Below are 19,379 nucleotides of genomic sequence, written 5' to 3' on the forward strand. Positions count from 1 at the left end.
ATCTCGACGACGAAGCCATGGCGTGGGTGCATGCCACCCGCGACGGCCTAACCCCGCGCGACAAGCTGGCCCAGCTCTTCGTGCTCTTGGCGCGGGGTGAGCCAAGCGAGGTGCTCGAGCAATTGCGCGCCTTCAAGCCGGGCGGCATTACCCGGGTCTATTCGGGGGATCTGGCTAGCGAAGTGGAGCTGGCCCAAGGCCTCAACGGCATTGGCCCCGTGCCCATGCTGGTCAGCGCCGATCTTGAAGGCAGCCGCATGAGCCTGCCCTTCGGCACGCCGGTACCCAATCCGCTGGGGCTGGCGGCGGTGGACGATGTGGAAGCGACCACCGCCATTTCCACCATCATGGCGCAGGAAGCCCATGCCGTTGGGCTCAATTGGAGCTTTACCCCCGTCATCGATATCAATGCGGCCTTCCGCAGCGCCATTGTGGGCACCCGCTCCTATGGCAGTGATGTGGACCGCATCGAGCGCCATGCGCTGGCCCAGATCGCCGCCTTCCAGGCCAATGGCGTCGCCGCTACGGTCAAGCATTGGCCCGGCGAAGGCTATGACGATCGTGACCAGCATCTGGTGACCACAGTCAATCCGCTGACCATGAAAGCCTGGGAGAGCAATTTCGGCCGGCTCTATCGCGCCGCCATCAAGGCCGGCGTAATGAGCGTGATGTCCGCCCATATCGCCTTTCCCGCCTTTGTGCGGGCAATCGACCCGGATGCCGGTGCCGAGGCCTATCGACCGGCTTCGTTGAGCAAGATATTGAACGAGGACCTGTTGCGGCGCGAGCTGGGCTTTAACGGTCTCATCATTTCTGATGCCACGCCCATGGCGGGCATGGGCGACTGGGGGCCGCGCGATGTGGTCCTGCCCGAGGTGATCATTGCCGGCTGCGACGTGATCCTGTTCTCGGACGATCCCAATGCCGATCTGATGCGGCTGGTTAAAGCCGTCGCCGATGGACGGCTGAGCCAGGAGCGTGTGGACGAAGCGGTGACGCGGGTGCTGGGGCTGAAGGCTGCTTTGGGGCTGCATCGCAATTCCGCCCCGCCCAGCCTTGCCGCGGCCCAGCAGGTGGTGGGGAGCGAGGCTAATCGCATGACGGCCAGCGCGGTGCATGCGCGGGTGCCGACGCTGGTCAAGGACGTGGCGGGGTTGTTGCCGCTGTCGCCGGCCAGGCACAAGCGCGTATTGGTGTTTTCCGGTGGGGCGATCATTCCATTCGTGCCGCAGCCATTGCCGCTCAGCGTGCCGGAGCGGCTGGATCGCGAGGGTTTCTCCGTCACCCTGTTCGAACCCGGCATGAGCGTCAGTCCCAAGGATTTTGATCTCGTGCTGTATCTCTTCGCCGAGGAAACCGTGCTGACGCGCAGCCGGATTTTCCTTGATTGGGTCAAGCTCACCGGCAGCGTCTTCGACGGCATGGCGCGCTATTGGCACGACCTGCCCACGCTGATGATCAGCTTCGGCTATCCCTATTATCTCTACGACGCGCCGCGCGTGCCCACCTATGTCAACGCCTATGGCTCTAGCGAAGCGCTGCAGGCAGCGGTGGTCGAGGCGCTGATGGGCCGCACGGAATTTGCCGGCACCAGCCCGGTAGACCCGTTCTGCGGGAGCGAGCAGGGCAAATATTGAGGCGGGGCTGCAGCTTACTCCGGGAACGTCCCGTTCTTGAGTAACACCTGCCCCGCCAGATAGAGCGAACCCGAAATCACCACGCGGGCATTTGGTATCGTGGCGGCTGATTTGAGCGCTGCCTGGATCGATCGCGCGGGTGTCGCATTGAACCCGGCCTTGTTGGCTTCGTCGGCAATGTAGCCGGCATCATGCGCATTGGTCTCGCCGGGAATGGTGAGCGTGATGATGCGCTCAGCCATGCCGGCAAAGGGCGCCAGCACCGCGCTGGGCGAGCGGGTGTTCATCATGCCCATGATCAGCACCAGCGGCGCGGGGCGGGCGCGCTCCATATCGGCCAGCGCCCGGGCCAGGGCGCGGGTGCCGTGGGCATTGTGGCCGCCATCGAGCCAGAGTTCGGCGCCGGGGCCGAGCAGATCGCGCAGCTTGCCCGCGACCGGGGACAGCCGGGCGGGCCAGCTGACATCCCCCAGCCCCTTGGCAATGGCGGCTTCATCGACCGGCAGCCCGAAATGGCGGATGGCGGCGATGGCGACCCCGGCATTTTCGAATTGATGATTGCCCACCAGTTTGGGCGGCGGCAGATCGAGCAGGCCCGCTTCATCCTGATAGATCAGGCGGCCGTCCTGGGCGAAGGCATCGAAATCCTGCCCGCCTACAAAAGGCACCACACCCAGCTTGGCGGCGACCCGGTTGATCGAGGCCAGGCCCTCATCGGCCTGACGGGCGACGACAGCGAGTGCACCCCGCTTCATGATATTGGCTTTTTCAACCGCAATCTTGCCGATCGTATTGCCCAAGAACGCCATGTGGTCGAGATCGACCGGGGTGATGATGATGCCCAGCGGGTGTTCGACCACATTGGTCGTGTCATAGGTGCCGCCCATGCCCACTTCGAGCAGCAGGTAATCCGCCTTGATCTCGGAAAACAGCACGAAGGCGGCGGCCGTGGTGACCTCGAAATAGGTGATGGGTTGGCCCGCATTGACCTGTTCGACCCGCTCCAGCACTTCATTGAGCCGGCGGGTGGAGACCAGCTTGCCCGCCAGCCGGATGCGCTCGTTGAAGCGCACCAGATGGGGCGAGGTATAGACATGCACCGACTTGCCCGCGGCTTCCAGCATGGCCCGCAGATAGGCGATGGTGGAACCCTTGCCATTGGTGCCGGCAACATGGATCACCGGCGGCATCCGATCATGCGGCCGGCCCAGTTCCTCGAGCAGGCGATTGAGCCGCTCCAGGCTGAGGTCGATCAGCTTGGGATGCAGCACCGAAAGGCGCTTCAGGATGGCGTCGGTACGGGACATGGGGCGGACTCAATTACGGCACGGGATCAGCCGGGCCGGTGTACAATGGGTCGGGCTGGGCCTCAAGGGCGGCGTGGGCTAGCCGCGGCCGCGATAGGAGGGCACGCCGGTGTCGGGCAGCCAGATGCCCTCGGGCGGGGTGCCGGTCTGCCAGAACACATCGATGGGAATGCCGCCGCGCGGATACCAATAACCCCCGATACGCAGCCAGCGGGGGTCAAGCAGCGCCACCAGCCGGCGGCCGATCGAGACGGTACAATCCTCGTGAAAGGCGCCGTGATTGCGGAACGAGGTCAGATAGAGCTTGAGCGATTTGGATTCGACCAGCCAATCGCCGGGCACGTAATCGATGACCAGATGGGCGAAATCGGGCTGGCCGGTCACCGGGCAGAGCGAGGTGAATTCGGGCGCGGTGAAGCGGGACACGTAATTGGTGTCGGCTTGCGGATTGGGCACGCGTTCGAGGATTGCCGCCTCGGGGGAAGCGGGAATGCCGGAATTCTGGCCGAGCTGGGTAAGATTGAGCGTTTCAGACATCAAAATTTCTCCTGCGGACAGGCAACACAGACCTGCGCGGGTTTTCGAATAGACGCTCACGGCGCATAAAAAAAGGCCGGTCGCACTGGACCGGCCTCTCAAAGCTTGAATGCCGAAATTATTCGGCGTGGGCGGCGCTGGGCGCGGCCAGGTCGCCGTCATCGCCTTCGGCGGCAATGGCTGCATCGCGCAGGCTGACGGCGGGCAGGGCCGGCGCCGTGCCGGTCAATTCGGCAGTGGGCTCGGCGCGGGTCAGGATGCCGGCGAGCGAGCCGATGGTAGAGCGCAGATTGTGGCGATGCACGACCATGTCGACCATGCCATGCTCATGCAGATATTCGGAGCGCTGGAAGCCCTTGGGCAGCTTTTCGCGGATGGTCTGCTCGATGATGCGGGCGCCGGCAAAGCCGATGCGCGCGCCGGGCTCGGCCAGATGCACATCGCCCAGCATGGCATAGGAGGCGGTGACGCCGCCGGTGGTGGGGTCGGTGAAGACCACAAAGAACGGCAGCCCCGCTTCGCGCAGGCGCAGCACGGCAACCGTGGTGCGCGGCATTTGCATCAGCGAGAAAATACCTTCCTGCATGCGGGCGCCGCCGGAGGCGACGAACAGCACAAAGGGCGTCTTGCGGGTGACGGCGGTTTCCAGCCCGGTGATGATGCCCTGCCCGGCTGCCATGCCGAGCGAGCCGCCGATGAAATCGAAATCCTGCACGGCAACCGTGGTGTCGCGGTCATAGAGCTTGCCGGTGGCGACGATGACAGAGTCATCATAACCCGTCTTGGCGCGGCTTTCCTTGAGGCGATCGGTATAGCGCTTCTGGTCGCGGAATTTGAGCGGATCGACCGGCACGGCGGGCACCGGCACGAGATCGTATTTGCCTTCGTCAAAGAAGGTCGCCAGGCGGTCAGCCGGCTTGATCTTCATGTGATAGCCCGAATTGGGCACCACCCACTGATTGGCCTCGAGATCGCGATAGAACACCATCTCGCCGGACTCGGGGTCCTTCACCCACAAATTCTCCGGCGTCTCGCGCTTGTTGGAGAGGAAGGAGCGAATTTTGGGGCGGACGAAGTTGTCGATCCAGTTCATGGCGGCGGCCTTATCGGATGTCCTGTTGGGACAGGACGTAATGATCAATTGTGGCGGATATTATCAGGGGTGGCGCAGCATGGCAAAGCGGGGTGGGGATAAGCTGGCTGGCTTCTTCCTTCTCCCCTTGTGGGAGAAGGTGGCGCGCAGCGCCGGATGAGGGAGCGATGGGGAGAGACCCCCTCACCCGCCCTTCGGGCACCCTCTCCCACAAGGGGAGAGGGAAGAAGATCAGGCCCGCGCCCGCTTCACGCCGGCGGCCAGGCTTGCCACGATATCGCGGACAGCGCTGACGGTTTGGTCAGTGGCCTTGCCATCGACCAGCGACTTGCCCACCGCATCGACCAGCACGGTGCCCACCACGATGCCATCGGCATGCCTCCCGATTTCGGCGGCGTCTTCGGCAGTCTTGATGCCAAAGCCGACAGCGACCGGCAGATCGGTATGGCCCTTGATGCGCTCGACCGCCTCGCCCACCGCGCCGCGCGACTTGATGGCGGCGCCGGTAATGCCGTTCATTGAGACATAATAGACAAAGCCGGAAGTGTTTTTAAGCACTGCGGGCAGGCGCTTGTCATCGGTGGTGGGGGTGGTGAGGCGGATGAAATTGATGCCGGCCTTGAGGGCGGGAATGCAGAGCTCTTCGTCCTCTTCCGGCGGCAGATCGACGATGATGAGGCCATCGACGCCCGCATCTTTGGCGGCGGCGACGAATTTGTCGACGCCGAAAATATAGATGGGGTTGTAATAGCCCATCAGCACGACCGGGGTGGTTTCGTCCTTGCGGCGGAAATCCTCGACCATGCCCAGCACACCGCGCAGCGTCTGCCCGGCGGCAAGCGCCCGCTGGCCGCCGAGCTGGATGGCAACGCCATCGGCCATGGGATCGGAAAAGGGCATGCCCAATTCGATCACATCGGCGCCGGCCTGCGGCAGGGCTTCGAAAATGGCCTGACTGGTGGCCAGGTCCGGATCACCGCCCATGACGAAGGTCACCAGAGCCGGACGGTTCTGGGCCTTGAGTTCGGCGAAACGCTTTTCAATACGCGACATGGCTAGAGCAGTCCCAGATAATTGCCGACGCTTTCGACATCCTTGTCGCCGCGCCCGGAGAGGCACAGCACCACGGACTGATCCTTGCTCAGCGTCGGGGCAAGTTTGATGACCTGGGCCAGGCCATGCGCGGATTCGAGCGCGGGAATAATGCCTTCCATGCGGGTGCAGAGTTGGAAGGCGGCGAGCGCTTCATTGTCGGTAATGGGCACATAGGTGACGCGCTTGGTGTCGTGCAGGAACGAGTGTTCCGGGCCGACGCCGGGATAATCAAGGCCCGCCGAAATGGAGTGGCCTTCCAGAATCTGGCCATCCTTGTCCTGCAGCAGATAGGTGCGGTTGCCATGCAGCACACCGGGGGAACCGCCGGTCATGGAGGCGGCGTGACCATTTTCGACATCGACGCCATGCCCGCCCGCTTCGGCGCCATAGATGGCGACTTCCGGATTGTCGAGGAAAGCGTGGAACGTGCCGATGGCGTTGGAGCCGCCCCCGACACAGGCAACGATCGCGTCGGGCAGCTTGCCCTCGGCCTCCTGGAACTGTTCCTTGAGCTCGGTGCCGATCACCGATTGGAAATCGCGCACCATTTCGGGATAGGGATGCGGACCGGCCGCCGTGCCGATCAGGTAATAGGTGGTGTCGACATTGGTGACCCAGTCGCGCAACGCCTCGTTCATGGCGTCCTTGAGCGTGCCGGCGCCAGCGGTGACGGGCCGCACTTCGGCGCCCAGCATCTTCATGCGCAGCACATTGGGCTTTTGCCGCTCGACGTCGGTGGCGCCCATGAAAATGGTGCAGGGTAGATCAAATTTGGCGCAGACCGTGGCCGTCGCCACGCCATGCTGGCCGGCGCCGGTTTCGGCGATGATGCGGGTCTTGCCCATGCGCTTGGCCAAAAGGATCTGGCCTAGGCAATTGTTGATCTTGTGGGAGCCAGTATGGTTGAGCTCTTCGCGCTTGAACCAGACCTTGGCGCCGCCCAGATGCTCGGTGAGGCGCTTGGCGAAATAGAGCGGGCTGGGGCGACCGGTATAGTGGATCGCCAGGTCCTTGAGCTCGGCCTGATAGGCGGGATCGACCTTGGCGGCGCGGTATTGCTGCTCCAGATCAAGGATCAGCGGCATCAGGGTTTCAGCGACGAAACGGCCGCCATAGAGCCCGAAACGGCCATGCTCGTCCGGGCCGTTGCGCAGGGAATTGATGCCGTCCATGATGGTCCTCTCGATGCAACTCGACAGGCCAGCAGGTGGGTCTGTCAACGCGCCGTGTTAGCCGGCTGCCCGGGCGTTCCGAATGAACGCTTCGATCAGCCGCTTGTCCTTGACGCCGGGCGCCGATTCGACGCCGGAGGACACATCGACCCCAAAGGGGCGCACGGTCTTAATGGCGTCGGCCACGGTTTGCGGCGTCAGGCCACCCGAAAGCATGAAGGGGATGGACGGGTCAAGCGCCTTGAGCAGGGACCAGTCGAAGGTTTCACCCAATCCGCCGGGCCGATCGGCGCCTTTGGGCGGCTTGGCATCGACCAGAATGCGGTCGGCAACCTCGAGAAAGCCGGCCACCTGCGCCACATCTTCGGCCGAACCGATGGGAACGGCCTTCATGATTTCCACACCCGCCTCGGCGCGGATGGCCGCGACACGATGCGGTGTCTCGGGGCCATGGAGCTGGATCCAGTCGGGGCCCAAAGCCGCCACTTCGGCCACCGTGCTATTGTCGGGATTGACCAGGACCACGCAGGTTTCCACTCGTCCACGGGCTGCCGAGATCAGCGTTGCAATGTCCTCGATCGAGACATGGCGGGGCGAGCGCGGAAAATGCATGAAGCCCACCATGTCGGCGCCGGCCGCTATGGTGAGGTCCAGCATTTCGGGGGTCTTGATGCCGCAGATTTTAATGATCAGGGGGTCGGCCATGGGTTGCTCAGCGGAGCTCCAAAAGGTCATCGACGTCGCTCAGCGGCCCGCCGGCTGGCGATTGGCCCTGGCTTTTGCGCAGAGATTCAAGCTCGGTATTGAGCATATGGGCCTCGCGGCGCCAATGGCGCTCGCGCTGGCGGTGCTGTCCCTGGGCAAACCAGGTGGCAATGCCACCTAAGAGCACGCCCACCAGCAGCACGACATAGAGCACCACGAACAGCGGCACGCCATAGCCGGGCGTCGCCAATTGCTCGACCGGCACGAAGGGATTGAAATTGACGATCACGAATTGCCGATTGGCCAGGGCAAAGACAATCAACACCAAACAAAGCGGCACGAGGACCAGCCAGCCGACAATCTTGTTGAGCATAGTCGCTTTGCCTTGGGGCTGCTTGCCCGGTTACGAGCGGTTGAGCCGCTCGCGGATTTCCTTGCCCGCCTTGAATTGCGGCACGTATTTCTCGCCAACATCGACCTGTTCGCCGGTGCGCGGATTGCGCCCGACCCGGGCCGGACGGTTCTTGACCGAAAAGGCGCCAAAGCCGCGCAGCTCGACGCGGTCGCCCCGCGCCATGGCATCCCCGATCTCATCGAGGATGGCATTGACGATGTTTTCGATATCACGCTGGAACAGATGCGGATTTTCCGCCGCGAGTTTCTCGACGAGTTCCGACTTGATCATCCTTGGCTCCGGGTATGAGGCCGCTGCGCTCCGTGGGTCACGAGGCTGCGCCAACCTGCCAAAGCGAGACCAGCCCGTCAAGCGTGATGGCCCCATTCGCAGGCAAACCAAGCGCTGCGCGGGCCTGTCCGCCTAAAAAAGTGCCAATCCAGCCCAAGCTGGAGCTTTCCAGCGGCCAGGCCGTGACGATTTGCAAGTCCTTGGGCACGTCGCGTTCGGCCTCGAGCCAGGCCTGCGCTTCCAATTCGCCGCCAACCGCATCGATCAATCCGGTCTCGACGCCGACCCGCCCGCTCATGATGCGGCCATCGGCCAGATCCAAGGCCACCGGCCGCGCCAGATTGCGCCGTTCGGCGACGATATCGACGAACCATTGAAAGCTGTCATCGACCAAGGCACCAATGGAGGCGCGCACATCGCCCACCATGGGCTCGTCATAATCGGGCTCGGCCTTGAGCGGGCCGGAGGCGACCTTGTCGAGATCCACGCCGATCGTATCGAGCAGCTTGCCGGCATTGATGTGCTGGTAGAGTACGCCGATCGAGCCAACGATGGAGAGACGCCGGGCAAAGATCTGGTCGGTGCCGATAGCGGCCATATAGGCGGCCGAGGCGCCTAATTCCTTGATCACCGCAACGACCGGCTTTTTGGCCCGCAATTGGCCGAGCGCTTCATACAGCTCCTCGCCGCCTGCCGTGGTGCCGCCGGGCGAATTGATGGCGACGACCACAGCCTTGACGCTGTCATCCTCGGCCAGCTCCTCGATCAGCTTGAGACGCGTCGGATCGGTGGCGATGGTGCCATCGATCACCACGCGGGCGATGTGTTCGCCCACCGGGGCATTGGACAGGGCAAAGCGGCCGGCCAGTGCCAGAATGGCAATGGCCAACGCCACAAAAGCCAGAATGCGCCAGAACCCCCGCGAGCGCCGATAGGTCTCGGCGGCAATGACCTCATGCGGATCGCTGGGACGGGATGGCTCTTCGATAGGCTGATCACTCATCATCGCCTCGCAGGTTTGGTGACCGAAGGGGTAGCGAGCAGCGACAGGCTTGGCAAGACAGGATCAGCCGGCCTTCTTCTGCGCCCGTTTTTCCTGCGCCGTCACATAGGCCCGCAGCGCTTTGTTGATGTCGGTTTGGTAACCCTTGCCATCCTTGGCGTGGCGCTTGAACCAATCGAGAATGTCGGCGTCGAGGCGGATGGTCAGCTGCGCCTTGAGGGCACGATACATCGAGCCCCGTTTGGCATTGTCAAAGAACTCGTTGCCTGCCTCCGGAATATCCGAGAAGTCGATCTCGTCGTCACCACGACTGGCCAACGCATCGAGTTCCGCCAATTGCTCTGCAGTCAGCGGCTTGCTGGTGTAGGCGACGTATTTAGGACTTTCGTCGTTCATATCGACTCCTTTCCGTTCTCGAAGCGACACGAGCTGAAATCATTCTGATAACCAATAGGCCATCCGAGCCTAGTCGTGCGGTATGGACGACAAACAAAACGATCTGTCCAACCTTACCGATGGTTTGAAGCCGCGTCTCTCCATCGACAACCCGAGCATCCTCGGTCAGTTCGTCAGGGTCGTCGAATACAGCTGTTGCCAGTCCAAACGATAGGCCGTGCTTAACCAGATTCCGTCGATCCTTGACTGGATCCCAGTCAAACCTATTACCGGCCAATTTGCACCTACGTATTTGTAACTACGAACTATGTTTATGGCAATAAAATTCAGTCGTCGGCTGAAGCCAACGTTGGCACGTCATAGGGATTTTATCTATCCGGTCGGCTACTTAGGTAGCCATACCTACAAGGTCAAAGCCGCTTGACCATAAACCGCGCCGCGGCCTCGTAGGTCAGCAGCTTCTCAGTCAGTTCGGGGGCCGGGAAAGGCCGAAAACCGTGTTTGGTCCAGAACGGGATCGAGCCGTTGACCGCGACCAGACTCATATTGGTAAAGCCTTGCGCACGGGCATGGCGCTGGATGTCGCCGATGATCATGGCGGCGGCGCCCGTGCCGCGGGCGGCGGATAGCAGGGCCAGGTCGTGGAGATAATAGGTATCGGCATCGGGTGGGATGGCGCCGAGCAGCGCGTTGAGCGCGGGCAGCGATTTGAAGCGCCAGGGATGGGAGAGGATATAGCCCGAAGGGATACCATCGAGTTCAAGCAGACGCGTGCCATCGGGGTAAAGCAGCTGGCGTTCGGCGAAGACCGAGAGGTCCTCGGGAAAGCCGGGATGCACTTTTTCAGCGATCGCTTCGACCACGGGCAGATCGAATGTGGTCAGGGGCCGCCAGTGCATTGCTTGTTTCATGGGGCTTCTTAAAGGCAAAAGGCCCGCACTGTGAAGTGCGGGCCCCTGCAGATTTGCAAAGCTAGGACGAATTACTTCTCGTCGCGGCCCTTGAGCGCAGCGCCCAGGATGTCGCCGAGCGAAGCGCCCGAATCGGACGAACCGTAATTGGCGACAGCTTCCTTTTCCTCGGCGATTTCGAGCGCCTTGATGGACAGCTGGATGCGGGACGTCTTGCGATCGTACTGGGTGACGCGTGCGTCGACCTTTTCGCCCTTGCTGAAACGCTCGGGACGCTGGTCGTTGCGATCGCGGCTGAGGTCAGCACGACGGATGAAGGCGGTCAGCTCGCTGTCGGCGATACGGACTTCAATGCCCCCATCGTTGACTTCGATCACGGTGCCGGTGACGACAGCGCCCTTGCGGATGCCGCCGGCTTCGCCAGCAGTGTCGCCCGAGGCGGCCGAAGCTTCGCCAGCGGAGAGCTGCTTGATGCCCAGGCTGATGCGTTCCTTTTCGACGTCAACATCGAGGACCTTGGCCGAAACCATGTCACCGCGGTTGTAGTCTTCAAGGGCCACTTCGCCCGACTTCTGCCAATCGAGATCGCTGAGGTGAACCATGCCGTCCACATCGCCGTCGAGGCCGATGAACAGGCCGAATTCGGTCTTGTTCTTGACTTCGCCTTCGATGACCGAACCGACGGGGAACTTCTCGGCGAAGGATTCCCACGGATTCTGCAGGGTCTGCTTGAGACCGAGCGAAATGCGGCGCTTGTCGGGATCGACCTCGAGCACGACGACTTCGACTTCCTGGGAGGTCGAGACGATCTTGCCGGGGTGAACGTTCTTCTTGGTCCAGCTCATTTCCGAAACGTGGATCAGGCCTTCAATGCCCGGCTCCAGTTCGACGAACGCACCGTAATCGGTGATGTTGGTCACGCGGCCGGTGAACTTGGCCTCGATCGGATACTTGGCTTCGATGCCATCCCACGGATCGGCCTGAAGCTGCTTCATGCCGAGCGAGATACGGTGGCTCTCGTGGTTGATGCGAACGATCTGGACCTTGATGGTCTCGCCGATCGTGAGCACTTCGGACGGGTGGTTCACCCGGCGCCATGCGATGTCGGTGACGTGCAGCAGGCCGTCAATGCCGCCGAGATCAACGAACGCACCGTAATCGGTGATGTTCTTGACCACGCCGTCGACAACCTGGCCCTCTTCGAGCTGCTGGACGATTTCCGAACGCTGTTCAGCGCGCGATTCTTCGAGGATCGCACGACGCGACACGACGATATTGCCGCGACGCTTGTCCATCTTCAGGATCTGGAAGGGCTGCGGCACGTTCATGAGCGGAGCGATATCGCGGATTGGGCGGATATCGACCTGCGAACGCGGCAGGAAGGCAATGGCGCCTTCGAGGTCGACGGTGAAACCACCCTTGACCTGGTTGAAGATGGTGCCTTCAACGCGCTCATTGTTGTTGTACATTTCTTCGAGCTTGACCCAGCTCTCTTCGCGGCGAGCCTTCTCGCGCGACAGCACGGCTTCACCGGCAGCGTTTTCGACGCGGTCAACATAGACCTCGACGATCGAGCCAACCTGGATGGTGCCGTCACGGCCGGCCTGGCCGAATTCCTTGAGCGCGATGCGCCCTTCGGTCTTGAGGCCCACGTCGATGATCGCCAGATCCTTTTCGATCGCGACCACGGTGCCCTTAACAACGGCGCCCTCAAGGGGTTCGTTGTCGATGAACGAGTCCATCAGAAGGGATTCAAAATCTTCTTTCGTCACAGTTTGCTGTGCCAAATTCATATCTCCAGTGCACCGGGGGCTTGAGGTTGAGACCGGAAACCCGCCATTCCGCAAATGCAAAATGCCGGCGCGCGAGCGCCCGATCGATGTCTATTGGGTATGTTTCCGGACCAAAGCTTGGCTGATTGGCGGGACCGAAACACGCAAGGAGGAAATTAAAGCTTAGAGCTTTGCCTTGTGCGCCATGGTCGTTTCGACAATCGCGATGGCTGCGCGGAGTGCGGCCTCTATATCGAGAAGCGTCGTATCGAGCAAGTGCGCGTCGTCAGCTTTATAGAATCCGCCATTGGGATTGGCCATGTCGCGGGCGTCCCGCTCCTCTATCTGGTGATAGAGGGCGTAACGATCAACCTCTAGCCCGCGCGATTCCAGTTGGCGGGCGCGGCGCTCCATGCGGGCCTTGCTATCGGCCTGAATGAACAGTTTCACATCGGCATCGGGGCAGATATTGGTGCCGATGTCGCGCCCATCGAGCACGGCGCCACCCGACTGAGTGGCAAAATTCCGCTGATAATCGAATAGAGCCGCCCGCACCGGGCCGATCACCGCGACCTTGCTGGCCAGCACGCCCGAGCGGGCCGAGGTCAATTCCGCCACATCGGCCAGATGACTGGCGTCGAGCGCCCGCGCCGCGGCAATGGCGGCATCTTCAAAGCCGGGCTGGTCTTCCCAGTCGGACGCCGCGCGGCCGACGGCGCGATAGAGCAGGCCGGTGTCCAGGTGCGGCAGGCCATAATGGCGGGCAAGGCCCGAGGCCAGCGTGCCCTTGCCGGAGGCGGCGGGTCCGTCAACGGCAATGATCATGGCAGCTCCCCTCGCATGCGCGTTTGTTGCCTATTGGCTTTGGCATAATCACCGGCGGAAAAGAACCGGCAATCGGTAGAAATCCCCGTGCCGTGGCCAGCCAGCGCCCTACCCCGCCAAAAAGCTGGCGCCGACGGCGCTCAATGCGGTGACAAAGCCAGGGAAGCTGGCGGCGATGGGCCGCGCATCATCGATGGTGACAGGCGCCTTGCTGGCCAGCCCCAGCACCAGAAAGCTCATGGCGATGCGGTGATCGTGGTGGGTGTCGACCTGCCCGCCACCCGGCACGGCGCCGACGCCCTTGACCAGCAATTGATCGCGGCCTTCAAGGCATTCAACGCCATTGGCGGCGAGCCCAGCTGCCGTGACCGCCAGACGATCGCATTCCTGCTCGCGCAGGGCGGCGATGCCTTCGATCATCGTCGAGCCATCGGCATAGGCCGCAGCGATCGCCAAGGCCGGAATGTCGTCAAGCATAGCGCCGGCATGGTCGGCCGTTACATGCACACCCCGCAGTCGCGAGGAGCGGACACGCAGATCGGCGACATGTTCACCCCCGGCCTCGCGCTGATTGACGAAGGCAATATCGCCACCCATTTCGAGCAGTGTATCGATCAGCCCGGTGCGGTTGGGATTGATCAGCACATTTTCGATCACGAGATCGGAGCCGGGTACGATGAGGGCCGCGACAATGGCATAGGCGGCCGACGAGGGATCGCCCGGCACGACGACGCGGCGTGGCTTGAGTTCGGGCAGGCCGGCCAGGGTAATGATCGCGGCACCATCGGAGTCAAGAACGGTTGAAATCTGCGCGCCGAAATCGGCCAACAGCTTCTCGGTGTGATCGCCGGTGGGCACCGGCTCGACAATGGTGGTGGTGCCGGGGCTGGCAAGACCCGCCAGCAGCAGCGCCGATTTGATCTGCTCGGATGGCGCCTTCATGGTGTAGCGGATCGGGGCGGGGGCCAGCGGTCCCTGGATGGCGATGGGCAAATGCCCGTCATCGCTCTCCAATACGCTCATGCCCGTAACCGCCAGCGCATCGAGCAGGGGCTGCATCGGCCGCCGGGTCAAAGTCGGCCCGCCGGTAAAATGGCTGATGAAGCGATAGGGTGCCAGAACACCCAGCATCAGGCGCACGCCCGTGCCGGCATTGCCGAAATCGAGCGGCGTGGCCGGCGCGAGCAGGCCATTGATCCCCAGACCATGCACATCGCAGCCGCCCTCATGCAGATCCACGACCACACCGAGTGCGCGCAGAGCGTTTGCTGTGGACAGCACGTCCTCGGCCGCCAGCAGGCCCTCGATGCGCGTGCGGCCGACGGCCAGCGCCCCAAGGATCAGCGCGCGATGGGAAATCGCCTTGTCGCCGGGGGTGGAAAAGCGCCCGGAAAGCGGGGCAGCGCGCTGGGCGGAGAGCGGTTGGGCGTGCGGATCGGCGTCGGGCATGGCGGCCATGGGCTGGTTTGCGGCGGGGCGGGTTTAGCATGGCCCAGCCGCCCGAAGCCACCGCCGAGATGGCCGGCCGCCGTCGCGCCCGCATTTTCGGTTTGACAGGGGCCTGGTTTGCCCATAACCGGACTGACCGAAGCGGCGGCACCTGCCCCCCGCAAACCCAATCCCCACGAGGAACATCGATGGCCAGTTCCGAACGCGGCACCAAGCGGACCGATCCCGATACCGGGAAGAAGTTCTACGACCTCAACATGGACCCGATCGTCTCGCCCTATACCGGCAAGAGCTATCCGCGCTCGTATTTCGAGCAGCTGCTGGTCGGCAAGCCCTCCCCCGCCACCGCCCGCAAGGTGGATGACGAGGATGAGGTCGAGGAAGAAGAGGAAGTCGAGGACGTCGCAGCGCCCGAAATCGTCTCTCTGGAAGATGCCGATGCCGAAGAATCCGGCGACGAGGCCATTCCCGATACCGACGATGTCGAAGTCGACGAAGAACTCGGCGATGACGATGCAGACGTCTTCCTTGAGGAAGACGAGGACGAAGACGACGAGCTCGGCTTCGATGTCGGCGGCGACGAAGACCGCTGATTTCACACCACTTTTCCGCCGGATTCATAAAAAATCCGGCGGGACAAAAAAGTGTCAAATAGGCACTTGCATGGGGGCGGATCATCCAATAGGTTCCGCCTCGCTCCGGACGGGTTAGCCCTTCTGGAACCCACCAAAATGGGGCCTTAGCTCAGCTGGGAGAGCGCTTGCATGGCATGCAAGAGGTCAGCGGTTCGATCCCGCTAGGCTCCACCATTTCCTGAAATTGTTCCGCATCGCGCTGGCAGGTCCCTTGAGGATCAGCCCAGCACTGAGAGAATTTTCGGGGCCCGGCTCAGCGGCTCTAACGCCGCATCACCTCCACCGTGACATGGGATAGCCCAGCAAGGCCGGCGAGGCGCTGCTTGTACCAGTCGGCGTCATGCGTGGTTGGGGTCAGCACCGAAACGATCAGTCCGGCATGGCCGGGACCCAGGCGCCAGAAGTGGAGGTCGGTCACCGTATCGCCAGCCGATTCGATATTGGTGCGTACTTTTTTTGCTATGGCCTGGTCGGGCACCGTATCGAGCAGCGTTGCCGAGGACTGACGGATCAACATCCACGACCAGCGCGCAATGACGGCAGCGCCGACCAGACCCACCAGCGGGTCCATCCAGAGCCAGCCGAAGCTGCGGCCGGCCACCAAGCCGACAATAGCCAGAACAGAGGTCAATGCATCGGCCAGCACATGCAGATAGGCCGCGCGCAGATTGGAATCATGTCCGTGATTATGGTGATGGTGATCAGCCTCGTGATCATGGTCATGCTCATCATGCGCGTGGTGGTCGTGATGCTGATGGCCGCTCGAATCATGCAGCAGGAAGACGCTGACGATATTGACCACAAGCCCGAGCACGGCGACCGCGATGGCTTCGTCGAACCGGATCGGGGCAGGCTGCAACAGGCGCAGCACGCATTCATAGGCAATGAGCAGCGCCACCCCGCCCAGAATCACCGCGCTGGCAAAGCCGGCCAATTCCCCGACCTTGCCGGTGCCGAAGCTATAGCGGGGATCATGGGCGTGGCGGCGGGCATAAAGATAGGCGCCGGCAGCAATGGCGAGCGCTCCGGCATGCGTGGCCATGTGAAAGCCATCCGCCAGCAAGGCCAGCGAGCCGAAAGCGGCGCCGGCGGCGATTTCAGCGACCATCATGGCGGCAGTCAGCAGGATGACCCAAAAAGTGCGCCGCGCATTGCGATCGTGATCGGCACCGAGAAAGACGTGGTCGTGGGTTTGGTCAGCAAGGCTCATCGGACGATCTCAGAGATATTTGGTGATTTCGCGGAATACGGCGAGCCGCGATTTGATTTCGGGCGGCAGGGGCGCGTCGCTATCGGCCAGGTGATGGTCGATATGGTCGATGATGATCAATTGCTTGGCCTTTTCGAGCGCGCTGATCACGGCTGACATCTGCTGGGCAATGGCCAGGCCGTCCTGGCCCTCGGCGACCATCTTGACCACCTTGCTCAAATGCCCCTCGGCGCGGCGGAGACGGGCGTGGATTTGTGGATCATCGATATGGCTCATGAACGTATCCTATCCCCCTGGAGGGGATATTGGCAAGGCAGGCGAAAGCGGGTGGCGGAGACCTTTGCGCCGTTCTAGGTTTGTTTCCAGAAAACCCATTGCCGAGTCGTCCCTTGCCGAAATCCCGTGCTTTGTCGCCCGATCATGCCCGCCATATCTGGTTGAGCGCGCAGCGCCTCGACACTGCGGCCCCGTTTGGCGAAGGGCCGGGGGCGGTGCTGAAAGCGATTGCGCATCTGGGCTATGTGCAGATCGACACCATCAATGTCATTGAGCGCTGCCACCATCATATCCTGTGGTCGCGCCTGCCCGGCTATGCCCGCGCCCATCTGGCACAGGCGCAATCGGTCGACAAATCGATCTTTGAATATTGGACCCATGCGCTGAGCTATGTGCCGGTGGCGGACCTGCCGTTTTTCCTGCCGGCGATGAAGCAATATCGGCAGACGCCCAGCCGCTGGTTCGGCTCGGTGACCCCGCTCGAAATCCGCAAGATGGCCAAGCGGTTGCGGGACGAGGGACCGCTGTCGATTCGCGACATTGGCGATGACGAACTGGTCGACAAGGATCATCCCTGGGCCAGCCGCAAGCCGAGCAAGCGCGTGCTCGAGATGATGTTTTTCCAAGGGCTGGTGACGATCGGCACGCGGCAGGGCATGGTCAAGACCTATGACCTGATCGGGCGCCATTTCGGCTGGGACAAGCCGCCCAAGCCCGCGACCGAGCGGCAGATCACGGCTTATCTCTTGGATCGCGCGCTGCGCAGCCAGGGCATGGTGAGCCTCGATTCGGTCTGTCATCTGGATGCACCGCGCAAAAAGGCGGTGCGCGAGCTGATCGAGAGCCGGGTGCGGCGCAAGCTGCTGGTGCCGGTGCATATCGAAGGCCACGATAAGGCGGAGCATTGGGCCGCGCCCGAAACGCTGGCCCAAGAGCGTGTGGCGCCACCGGGGCTCACCCATATCCTCTCGCCCTTTGACCCGCTGATCATCCAGCGCAAGCGGCTCAAGCTCTTCTTCGGCTATGAGCATTTGTTCGAGGCCTATGTGCCGGCAGCCAAGCGCAAGCTGGGCTATTTCGCCCTGCCCGTGCTGGTCGGAGACCGCATCGTCGCGGCGGTGGATCTCAAGGCGGACCGAGCGGCGGGGAAGCTACTGATTCAGAACTGGACCTGGCTCGAGGATGCCGGGGCCGAAGCCAAAGCCGCGATCGACGAAGCATTGGGGCGGTTCGAGCGGTTCCAGTTCGGGGATTGATCGCCGGGGGCAACTGGACGGCTTTGCCCATCGCCGCCTTTCCATCCCCGGCCGCGCGCGCTACAAGGCCAGCCGCGCATTGGGGGGCCACGAGCCATGGCGACGTATACCGATATTGCCCGGCGGGTGTATAACCACACCTGGAAGCTCGACCCGATCGTGCGCAGCCTGCTCGACACCGATTTCTATAAGCTCTTGATGTTGCAGATGATCTGGGGACTGTACCCGCGGGTCAATGCCAGCTTCTCGCTGATCAACCGCACCAGATCGGTCAAGCTGGCGCAGGAGATCGATATCGATGAATTGCGCGCCCAGCTCGATCATTGCCGCACTTTGCGCTTCACCAAAAAGGAAATGATCTGGCTGGCCGGTAACAGTTTTTACGGGTCCAAGCAGATTTTCGAGCCGGCCTTTCTCAAATGGCTGGAAGAATTCCGCCTGCCCGAATATCGGCTGGAACAGCGCGATGGGCAATTCGTGCTGGAATTTCCCGGGCTCTGGGTCGAGACCTCGATGTGGGAAATCCCCGCGCTCGCGATCATCAATGAATTGCGCTCGCGCGCGGCGCTCAAGAATTACGGCCCCTTCGCGCTCGACGTGCTCTATGCCCGCGCCAAGGCCAAGATGTGGGAAAAGGTCGAGCGGCTGCAAAAGCTGCCGGACCTCAAGATTTCCGATTTCGGCACCCGCCGCCGCCATTCCTTCCTCTGGCAGCGCTGGTGCGTCGAAGCGCTCAAGGAAGGTATTGGCGAGGCTTTTACCGGCACGTCCAACGTCAAACTGGCCATGGACAATGACCTGGAAGCCCTGGGCACCAATGCCCATGAACTGCCGATGGTGCTGGCCGCCCTCGCCCAGACCGATGAGGCACTGAAGGCGGCGCCCTATCAGGTGCTGACCGATTGGGAGAGCTATTATGGCGGCAATCTCAAGATCGTGTTGCCCGATGCCTTCGGTACCGACAGCTTTTTGAAGAATGCGCCCGATTGGGTGGCCGACTGGACCGGGTTCCGGCCCGATAGCGCGCCGGCCATCGAGGGCGGGGAAAAGATCATTGCCTGGTGGCAGAGCCGGGGCCGCGACCCGCGCGACAAGCTGCTGATCTTTTCCGATGGGCTCGATGTCGACATGATCGAGGAAGCCTATCTGCATTTCGACGGTCGCGTGCGGATGACCTTTGGCTGGGGCACCAACCTCACCAATGATTTCGAGGGCTGCGCGCCCGATGGCCCCAATCCGGGGCTCGATCCGATCTCCATCGTCGCCAAGGTCAGCGAAGCCAATGGCCGCCCGGCGGTCAAGCTCTCGGACAACCCGGCCAAGGCCACCGGCACGCCGGAAGAGATTGCCCGTTATCTCAGCATTTTTGGTGATGCCGGCATGGCGCTGCACGCCGTCAAGGTGTGAATTCGCCT

At 62.3% G+C, this 19,379-nt stretch carries 21 protein-coding genes and 1 tRNA gene; 5 read left to right on the forward strand and 17 right to left on the reverse strand.

Going from position 1 to position 19,379, the window contains the following annotated elements:
• Positions 1-17 precede the first annotated feature (17 nt).
• Positions 18-1,637, forward strand: a complete 1,620-nt coding sequence (locus ACI3KW_RS15100) for a glycoside hydrolase family 3 protein (RefSeq protein ID WP_404848771.1) — start codon at positions 18-20, stop codon at positions 1,635-1,637.
• Positions 1,638-1,651: 14 nt separating this feature from the next.
• Here the strand turns inward: ACI3KW_RS15100 and ACI3KW_RS15105 are convergent, their stop codons facing one another.
• From ACI3KW_RS15105 to aroA, 15 genes are all read right to left on the reverse strand, one after another.
• Complete coding sequence (locus ACI3KW_RS15105; RefSeq protein ID WP_404848746.1) at positions 1,652-2,944, reverse strand: bifunctional folylpolyglutamate synthase/dihydrofolate synthase; 1,293 nt, start codon at positions 2,942-2,944, stop codon at positions 1,652-1,654.
• A 78-nt stretch (positions 2,945-3,022) separates the two neighbouring features.
• Entirely contained in the window at positions 3,023-3,481 is a 459-nt protein-coding gene (gene queF / locus ACI3KW_RS15110; protein WP_404848747.1) for a preQ(1) synthase, read from the reverse strand.
• A gap of 118 nt (positions 3,482-3,599) precedes the next feature.
• Positions 3,600-4,574, reverse strand: a complete 975-nt coding sequence (accD, locus tag ACI3KW_RS15115) for an acetyl-CoA carboxylase, carboxyltransferase subunit beta (protein WP_113123518.1) — start codon at positions 4,572-4,574, stop codon at positions 3,600-3,602.
• A gap of 231 nt (positions 4,575-4,805) precedes the next feature.
• Complete coding sequence (trpA, locus tag ACI3KW_RS15120) at positions 4,806-5,627, reverse strand: tryptophan synthase subunit alpha (RefSeq protein ID WP_404848748.1); 822 nt, start codon at positions 5,625-5,627, stop codon at positions 4,806-4,808.
• 2 nt (positions 5,628-5,629) lie between these two features.
• On the reverse strand, positions 5,630-6,841 hold the full coding sequence (trpB, locus tag ACI3KW_RS15125) for a tryptophan synthase subunit beta (protein ID WP_404848749.1): 1,212 nt from the start codon (positions 6,839-6,841) through the stop codon (positions 5,630-5,632).
• A gap of 57 nt (positions 6,842-6,898) precedes the next feature.
• Positions 6,899-7,546, reverse strand: coding sequence for a phosphoribosylanthranilate isomerase (locus ACI3KW_RS15130; RefSeq protein WP_404848750.1), 648 nt, complete (start codon positions 7,544-7,546; stop codon positions 6,899-6,901).
• Between the two features lie 7 nt (positions 7,547-7,553).
• Positions 7,554-7,919, reverse strand: a complete 366-nt coding sequence (locus ACI3KW_RS15135) for a lipopolysaccharide assembly protein LapA domain-containing protein (RefSeq protein ID WP_404848751.1) — start codon at positions 7,917-7,919, stop codon at positions 7,554-7,556.
• Between the two features lie 30 nt (positions 7,920-7,949).
• Positions 7,950-8,231, reverse strand: a complete 282-nt coding sequence (locus tag ACI3KW_RS15140; RefSeq protein WP_035099264.1) for an integration host factor subunit beta — start codon at positions 8,229-8,231, stop codon at positions 7,950-7,952.
• A gap of 37 nt (positions 8,232-8,268) precedes the next feature.
• On the reverse strand, positions 8,269-9,234 hold the full coding sequence (gene sppA, locus ACI3KW_RS15145) for a signal peptide peptidase SppA (RefSeq protein WP_404848752.1): 966 nt from the start codon (positions 9,232-9,234) through the stop codon (positions 8,269-8,271).
• Positions 9,235-9,297: 63 nt separating this feature from the next.
• On the reverse strand, positions 9,298-9,630 hold the full coding sequence (locus ACI3KW_RS15150) for a BrnA antitoxin family protein (RefSeq protein WP_404848753.1): 333 nt from the start codon (positions 9,628-9,630) through the stop codon (positions 9,298-9,300).
• A complete protein-coding gene (locus ACI3KW_RS15155) occupies positions 9,611-9,907 on the reverse strand; it encodes a BrnT family toxin (RefSeq protein WP_404848754.1) in 297 nt (98 codons plus the stop codon). The genes ACI3KW_RS15150 and ACI3KW_RS15155 overlap by 20 nt, the downstream gene beginning before the upstream one ends.
• 133 nt (positions 9,908-10,040) lie before the next feature.
• Positions 10,041-10,541, reverse strand: a complete 501-nt coding sequence (locus ACI3KW_RS15160) for a GNAT family N-acetyltransferase (protein WP_404848755.1) — start codon at positions 10,539-10,541, stop codon at positions 10,041-10,043.
• 71 nt (positions 10,542-10,612) lie between these two features.
• Positions 10,613-12,334, reverse strand: a complete 1,722-nt coding sequence (gene rpsA / locus ACI3KW_RS15165) for a 30S ribosomal protein S1 (protein ID WP_113123524.1) — start codon at positions 12,332-12,334, stop codon at positions 10,613-10,615.
• Positions 12,335-12,496: 162 nt separating this feature from the next.
• Entirely contained in the window at positions 12,497-13,138 is a 642-nt protein-coding gene (locus tag ACI3KW_RS15170; protein WP_404848756.1) for a (d)CMP kinase, read from the reverse strand.
• A gap of 108 nt (positions 13,139-13,246) precedes the next feature.
• Complete coding sequence (gene aroA / locus ACI3KW_RS15175; RefSeq protein WP_404848757.1) at positions 13,247-14,596, reverse strand: 3-phosphoshikimate 1-carboxyvinyltransferase; 1,350 nt, start codon at positions 14,594-14,596, stop codon at positions 13,247-13,249.
• 179 nt (positions 14,597-14,775) lie between these two features.
• On the opposite strand from aroA, the gene ACI3KW_RS15180 reads away from it, so the two are divergent.
• Both ACI3KW_RS15180 and ACI3KW_RS15185 read left to right on the forward strand, forming a co-directional pair.
• Positions 14,776-15,180, forward strand: coding sequence for a TIGR02300 family protein (locus ACI3KW_RS15180; protein WP_113123526.1), 405 nt, complete (start codon positions 14,776-14,778; stop codon positions 15,178-15,180).
• 140 nt (positions 15,181-15,320) lie between these two features.
• A tRNA-Ala gene (locus ACI3KW_RS15185) sits at positions 15,321-15,396 on the forward strand.
• 88 nt (positions 15,397-15,484) lie between these two features.
• Here the strand turns inward: ACI3KW_RS15185 and dmeF are convergent.
• The gene (gene dmeF / locus ACI3KW_RS15190; RefSeq protein WP_404848758.1) at positions 15,485-16,432 is read right to left on the reverse strand and encodes a CDF family Co(II)/Ni(II) efflux transporter DmeF; all 948 of its coding nucleotides are present in this window, start codon (positions 16,430-16,432) and stop codon (positions 15,485-15,487) included.
• Between the two features lie 9 nt (positions 16,433-16,441).
• On the reverse strand, positions 16,442-16,708 hold the full coding sequence (locus ACI3KW_RS15195; protein ID WP_113123529.1) for a metal-sensing transcriptional repressor: 267 nt from the start codon (positions 16,706-16,708) through the stop codon (positions 16,442-16,444).
• A 113-nt stretch (positions 16,709-16,821) separates the two neighbouring features.
• Here ACI3KW_RS15195 and ACI3KW_RS15200 point away from each other — a divergent pair, with 113 nt between their 5' ends.
• Entirely contained in the window at positions 16,822-17,964 is a 1,143-nt protein-coding gene (locus ACI3KW_RS15200; RefSeq protein ID WP_404848759.1) for a winged helix-turn-helix domain-containing protein, read from the forward strand.
• 96 nt (positions 17,965-18,060) lie between these two features.
• Entirely contained in the window at positions 18,061-19,371 is a 1,311-nt protein-coding gene (pncB, locus tag ACI3KW_RS15205; protein WP_404848760.1) for a nicotinate phosphoribosyltransferase, read from the forward strand.
• Positions 19,372-19,379 lie beyond the last annotated feature (8 nt).

This window comes from Devosia sp. ZW T5_3 (assembly GCF_044987315.1).
In the GTDB taxonomy this organism is placed as follows: domain Bacteria; phylum Pseudomonadota; class Alphaproteobacteria; order Rhizobiales; family Devosiaceae; genus Devosia.

Coding starts and splice junctions, on each gene's coding strand:
- sppA (WP_404848752.1), bottom strand. CDS start 9,234: ATGAGTGATCAGCCTATCGAAGAGCCATCCCGTCCCAGCGATCCGCAT.
- ACI3KW_RS15130 (WP_404848750.1), bottom strand. CDS start 7,546: ATGGCCGACCCCCTGATCATTAAAATCTGCGGCATCAAGACCCCCGAA.
- trpA (WP_404848748.1), bottom strand. CDS start 5,627: ATGTCGCGTATTGAAAAGCGTTTCGCCGAACTCAAGGCCCAGAACCGT.
- trpB (WP_404848749.1), bottom strand. CDS start 6,841: ATGGACGGCATCAATTCCCTGCGCAACGGCCCGGACGAGCATGGCCGT.
- ACI3KW_RS15140 (WP_035099264.1), bottom strand. CDS start 8,231: ATGATCAAGTCGGAACTCGTCGAGAAACTCGCGGCGGAAAATCCGCAT.
- ACI3KW_RS15135 (WP_404848751.1), bottom strand. CDS start 7,919: ATGCTCAACAAGATTGTCGGCTGGCTGGTCCTCGTGCCGCTTTGTTTG.
- ACI3KW_RS15195 (WP_113123529.1), bottom strand. CDS start 16,708: ATGAGCCATATCGATGATCCACAAATCCACGCCCGTCTCCGCCGCGCC.
- rpsA (WP_113123524.1), bottom strand. CDS start 12,334: ATGAATTTGGCACAGCAAACTGTGACGAAAGAAGATTTTGAATCCCTT.
- ACI3KW_RS15100 (WP_404848771.1), top strand. CDS start 18: ATGGCGTGGGTGCATGCCACCCGCGACGGCCTAACCCCGCGCGACAAG.
- ACI3KW_RS15170 (WP_404848756.1), bottom strand. CDS start 13,138: ATGATCATTGCCGTTGACGGACCCGCCGCCTCCGGCAAGGGCACGCTG.
- ACI3KW_RS15160 (WP_404848755.1), bottom strand. CDS start 10,541: ATGAAACAAGCAATGCACTGGCGGCCCCTGACCACATTCGATCTGCCC.
- accD (WP_113123518.1), bottom strand. CDS start 4,574: ATGAACTGGATCGACAACTTCGTCCGCCCCAAAATTCGCTCCTTCCTC.
- ACI3KW_RS15150 (WP_404848753.1), bottom strand. CDS start 9,630: ATGAACGACGAAAGTCCTAAATACGTCGCCTACACCAGCAAGCCGCTG.
- ACI3KW_RS15105 (WP_404848746.1), bottom strand. CDS start 2,944: ATGTCCCGTACCGACGCCATCCTGAAGCGCCTTTCGGTGCTGCATCCC.
- aroA (WP_404848757.1), bottom strand. CDS start 14,596: ATGGCCGCCATGCCCGACGCCGATCCGCACGCCCAACCGCTCTCCGCC.
- queF (WP_404848747.1), bottom strand. CDS start 3,481: ATGTCTGAAACGCTCAATCTTACCCAGCTCGGCCAGAATTCCGGCATT.
- ACI3KW_RS15180 (WP_113123526.1), top strand. CDS start 14,776: ATGGCCAGTTCCGAACGCGGCACCAAGCGGACCGATCCCGATACCGGG.
- pncB (WP_404848760.1), top strand. CDS start 18,061: ATGGCGACGTATACCGATATTGCCCGGCGGGTGTATAACCACACCTGG.
- dmeF (WP_404848758.1), bottom strand. CDS start 16,432: ATGAGCCTTGCTGACCAAACCCACGACCACGTCTTTCTCGGTGCCGAT.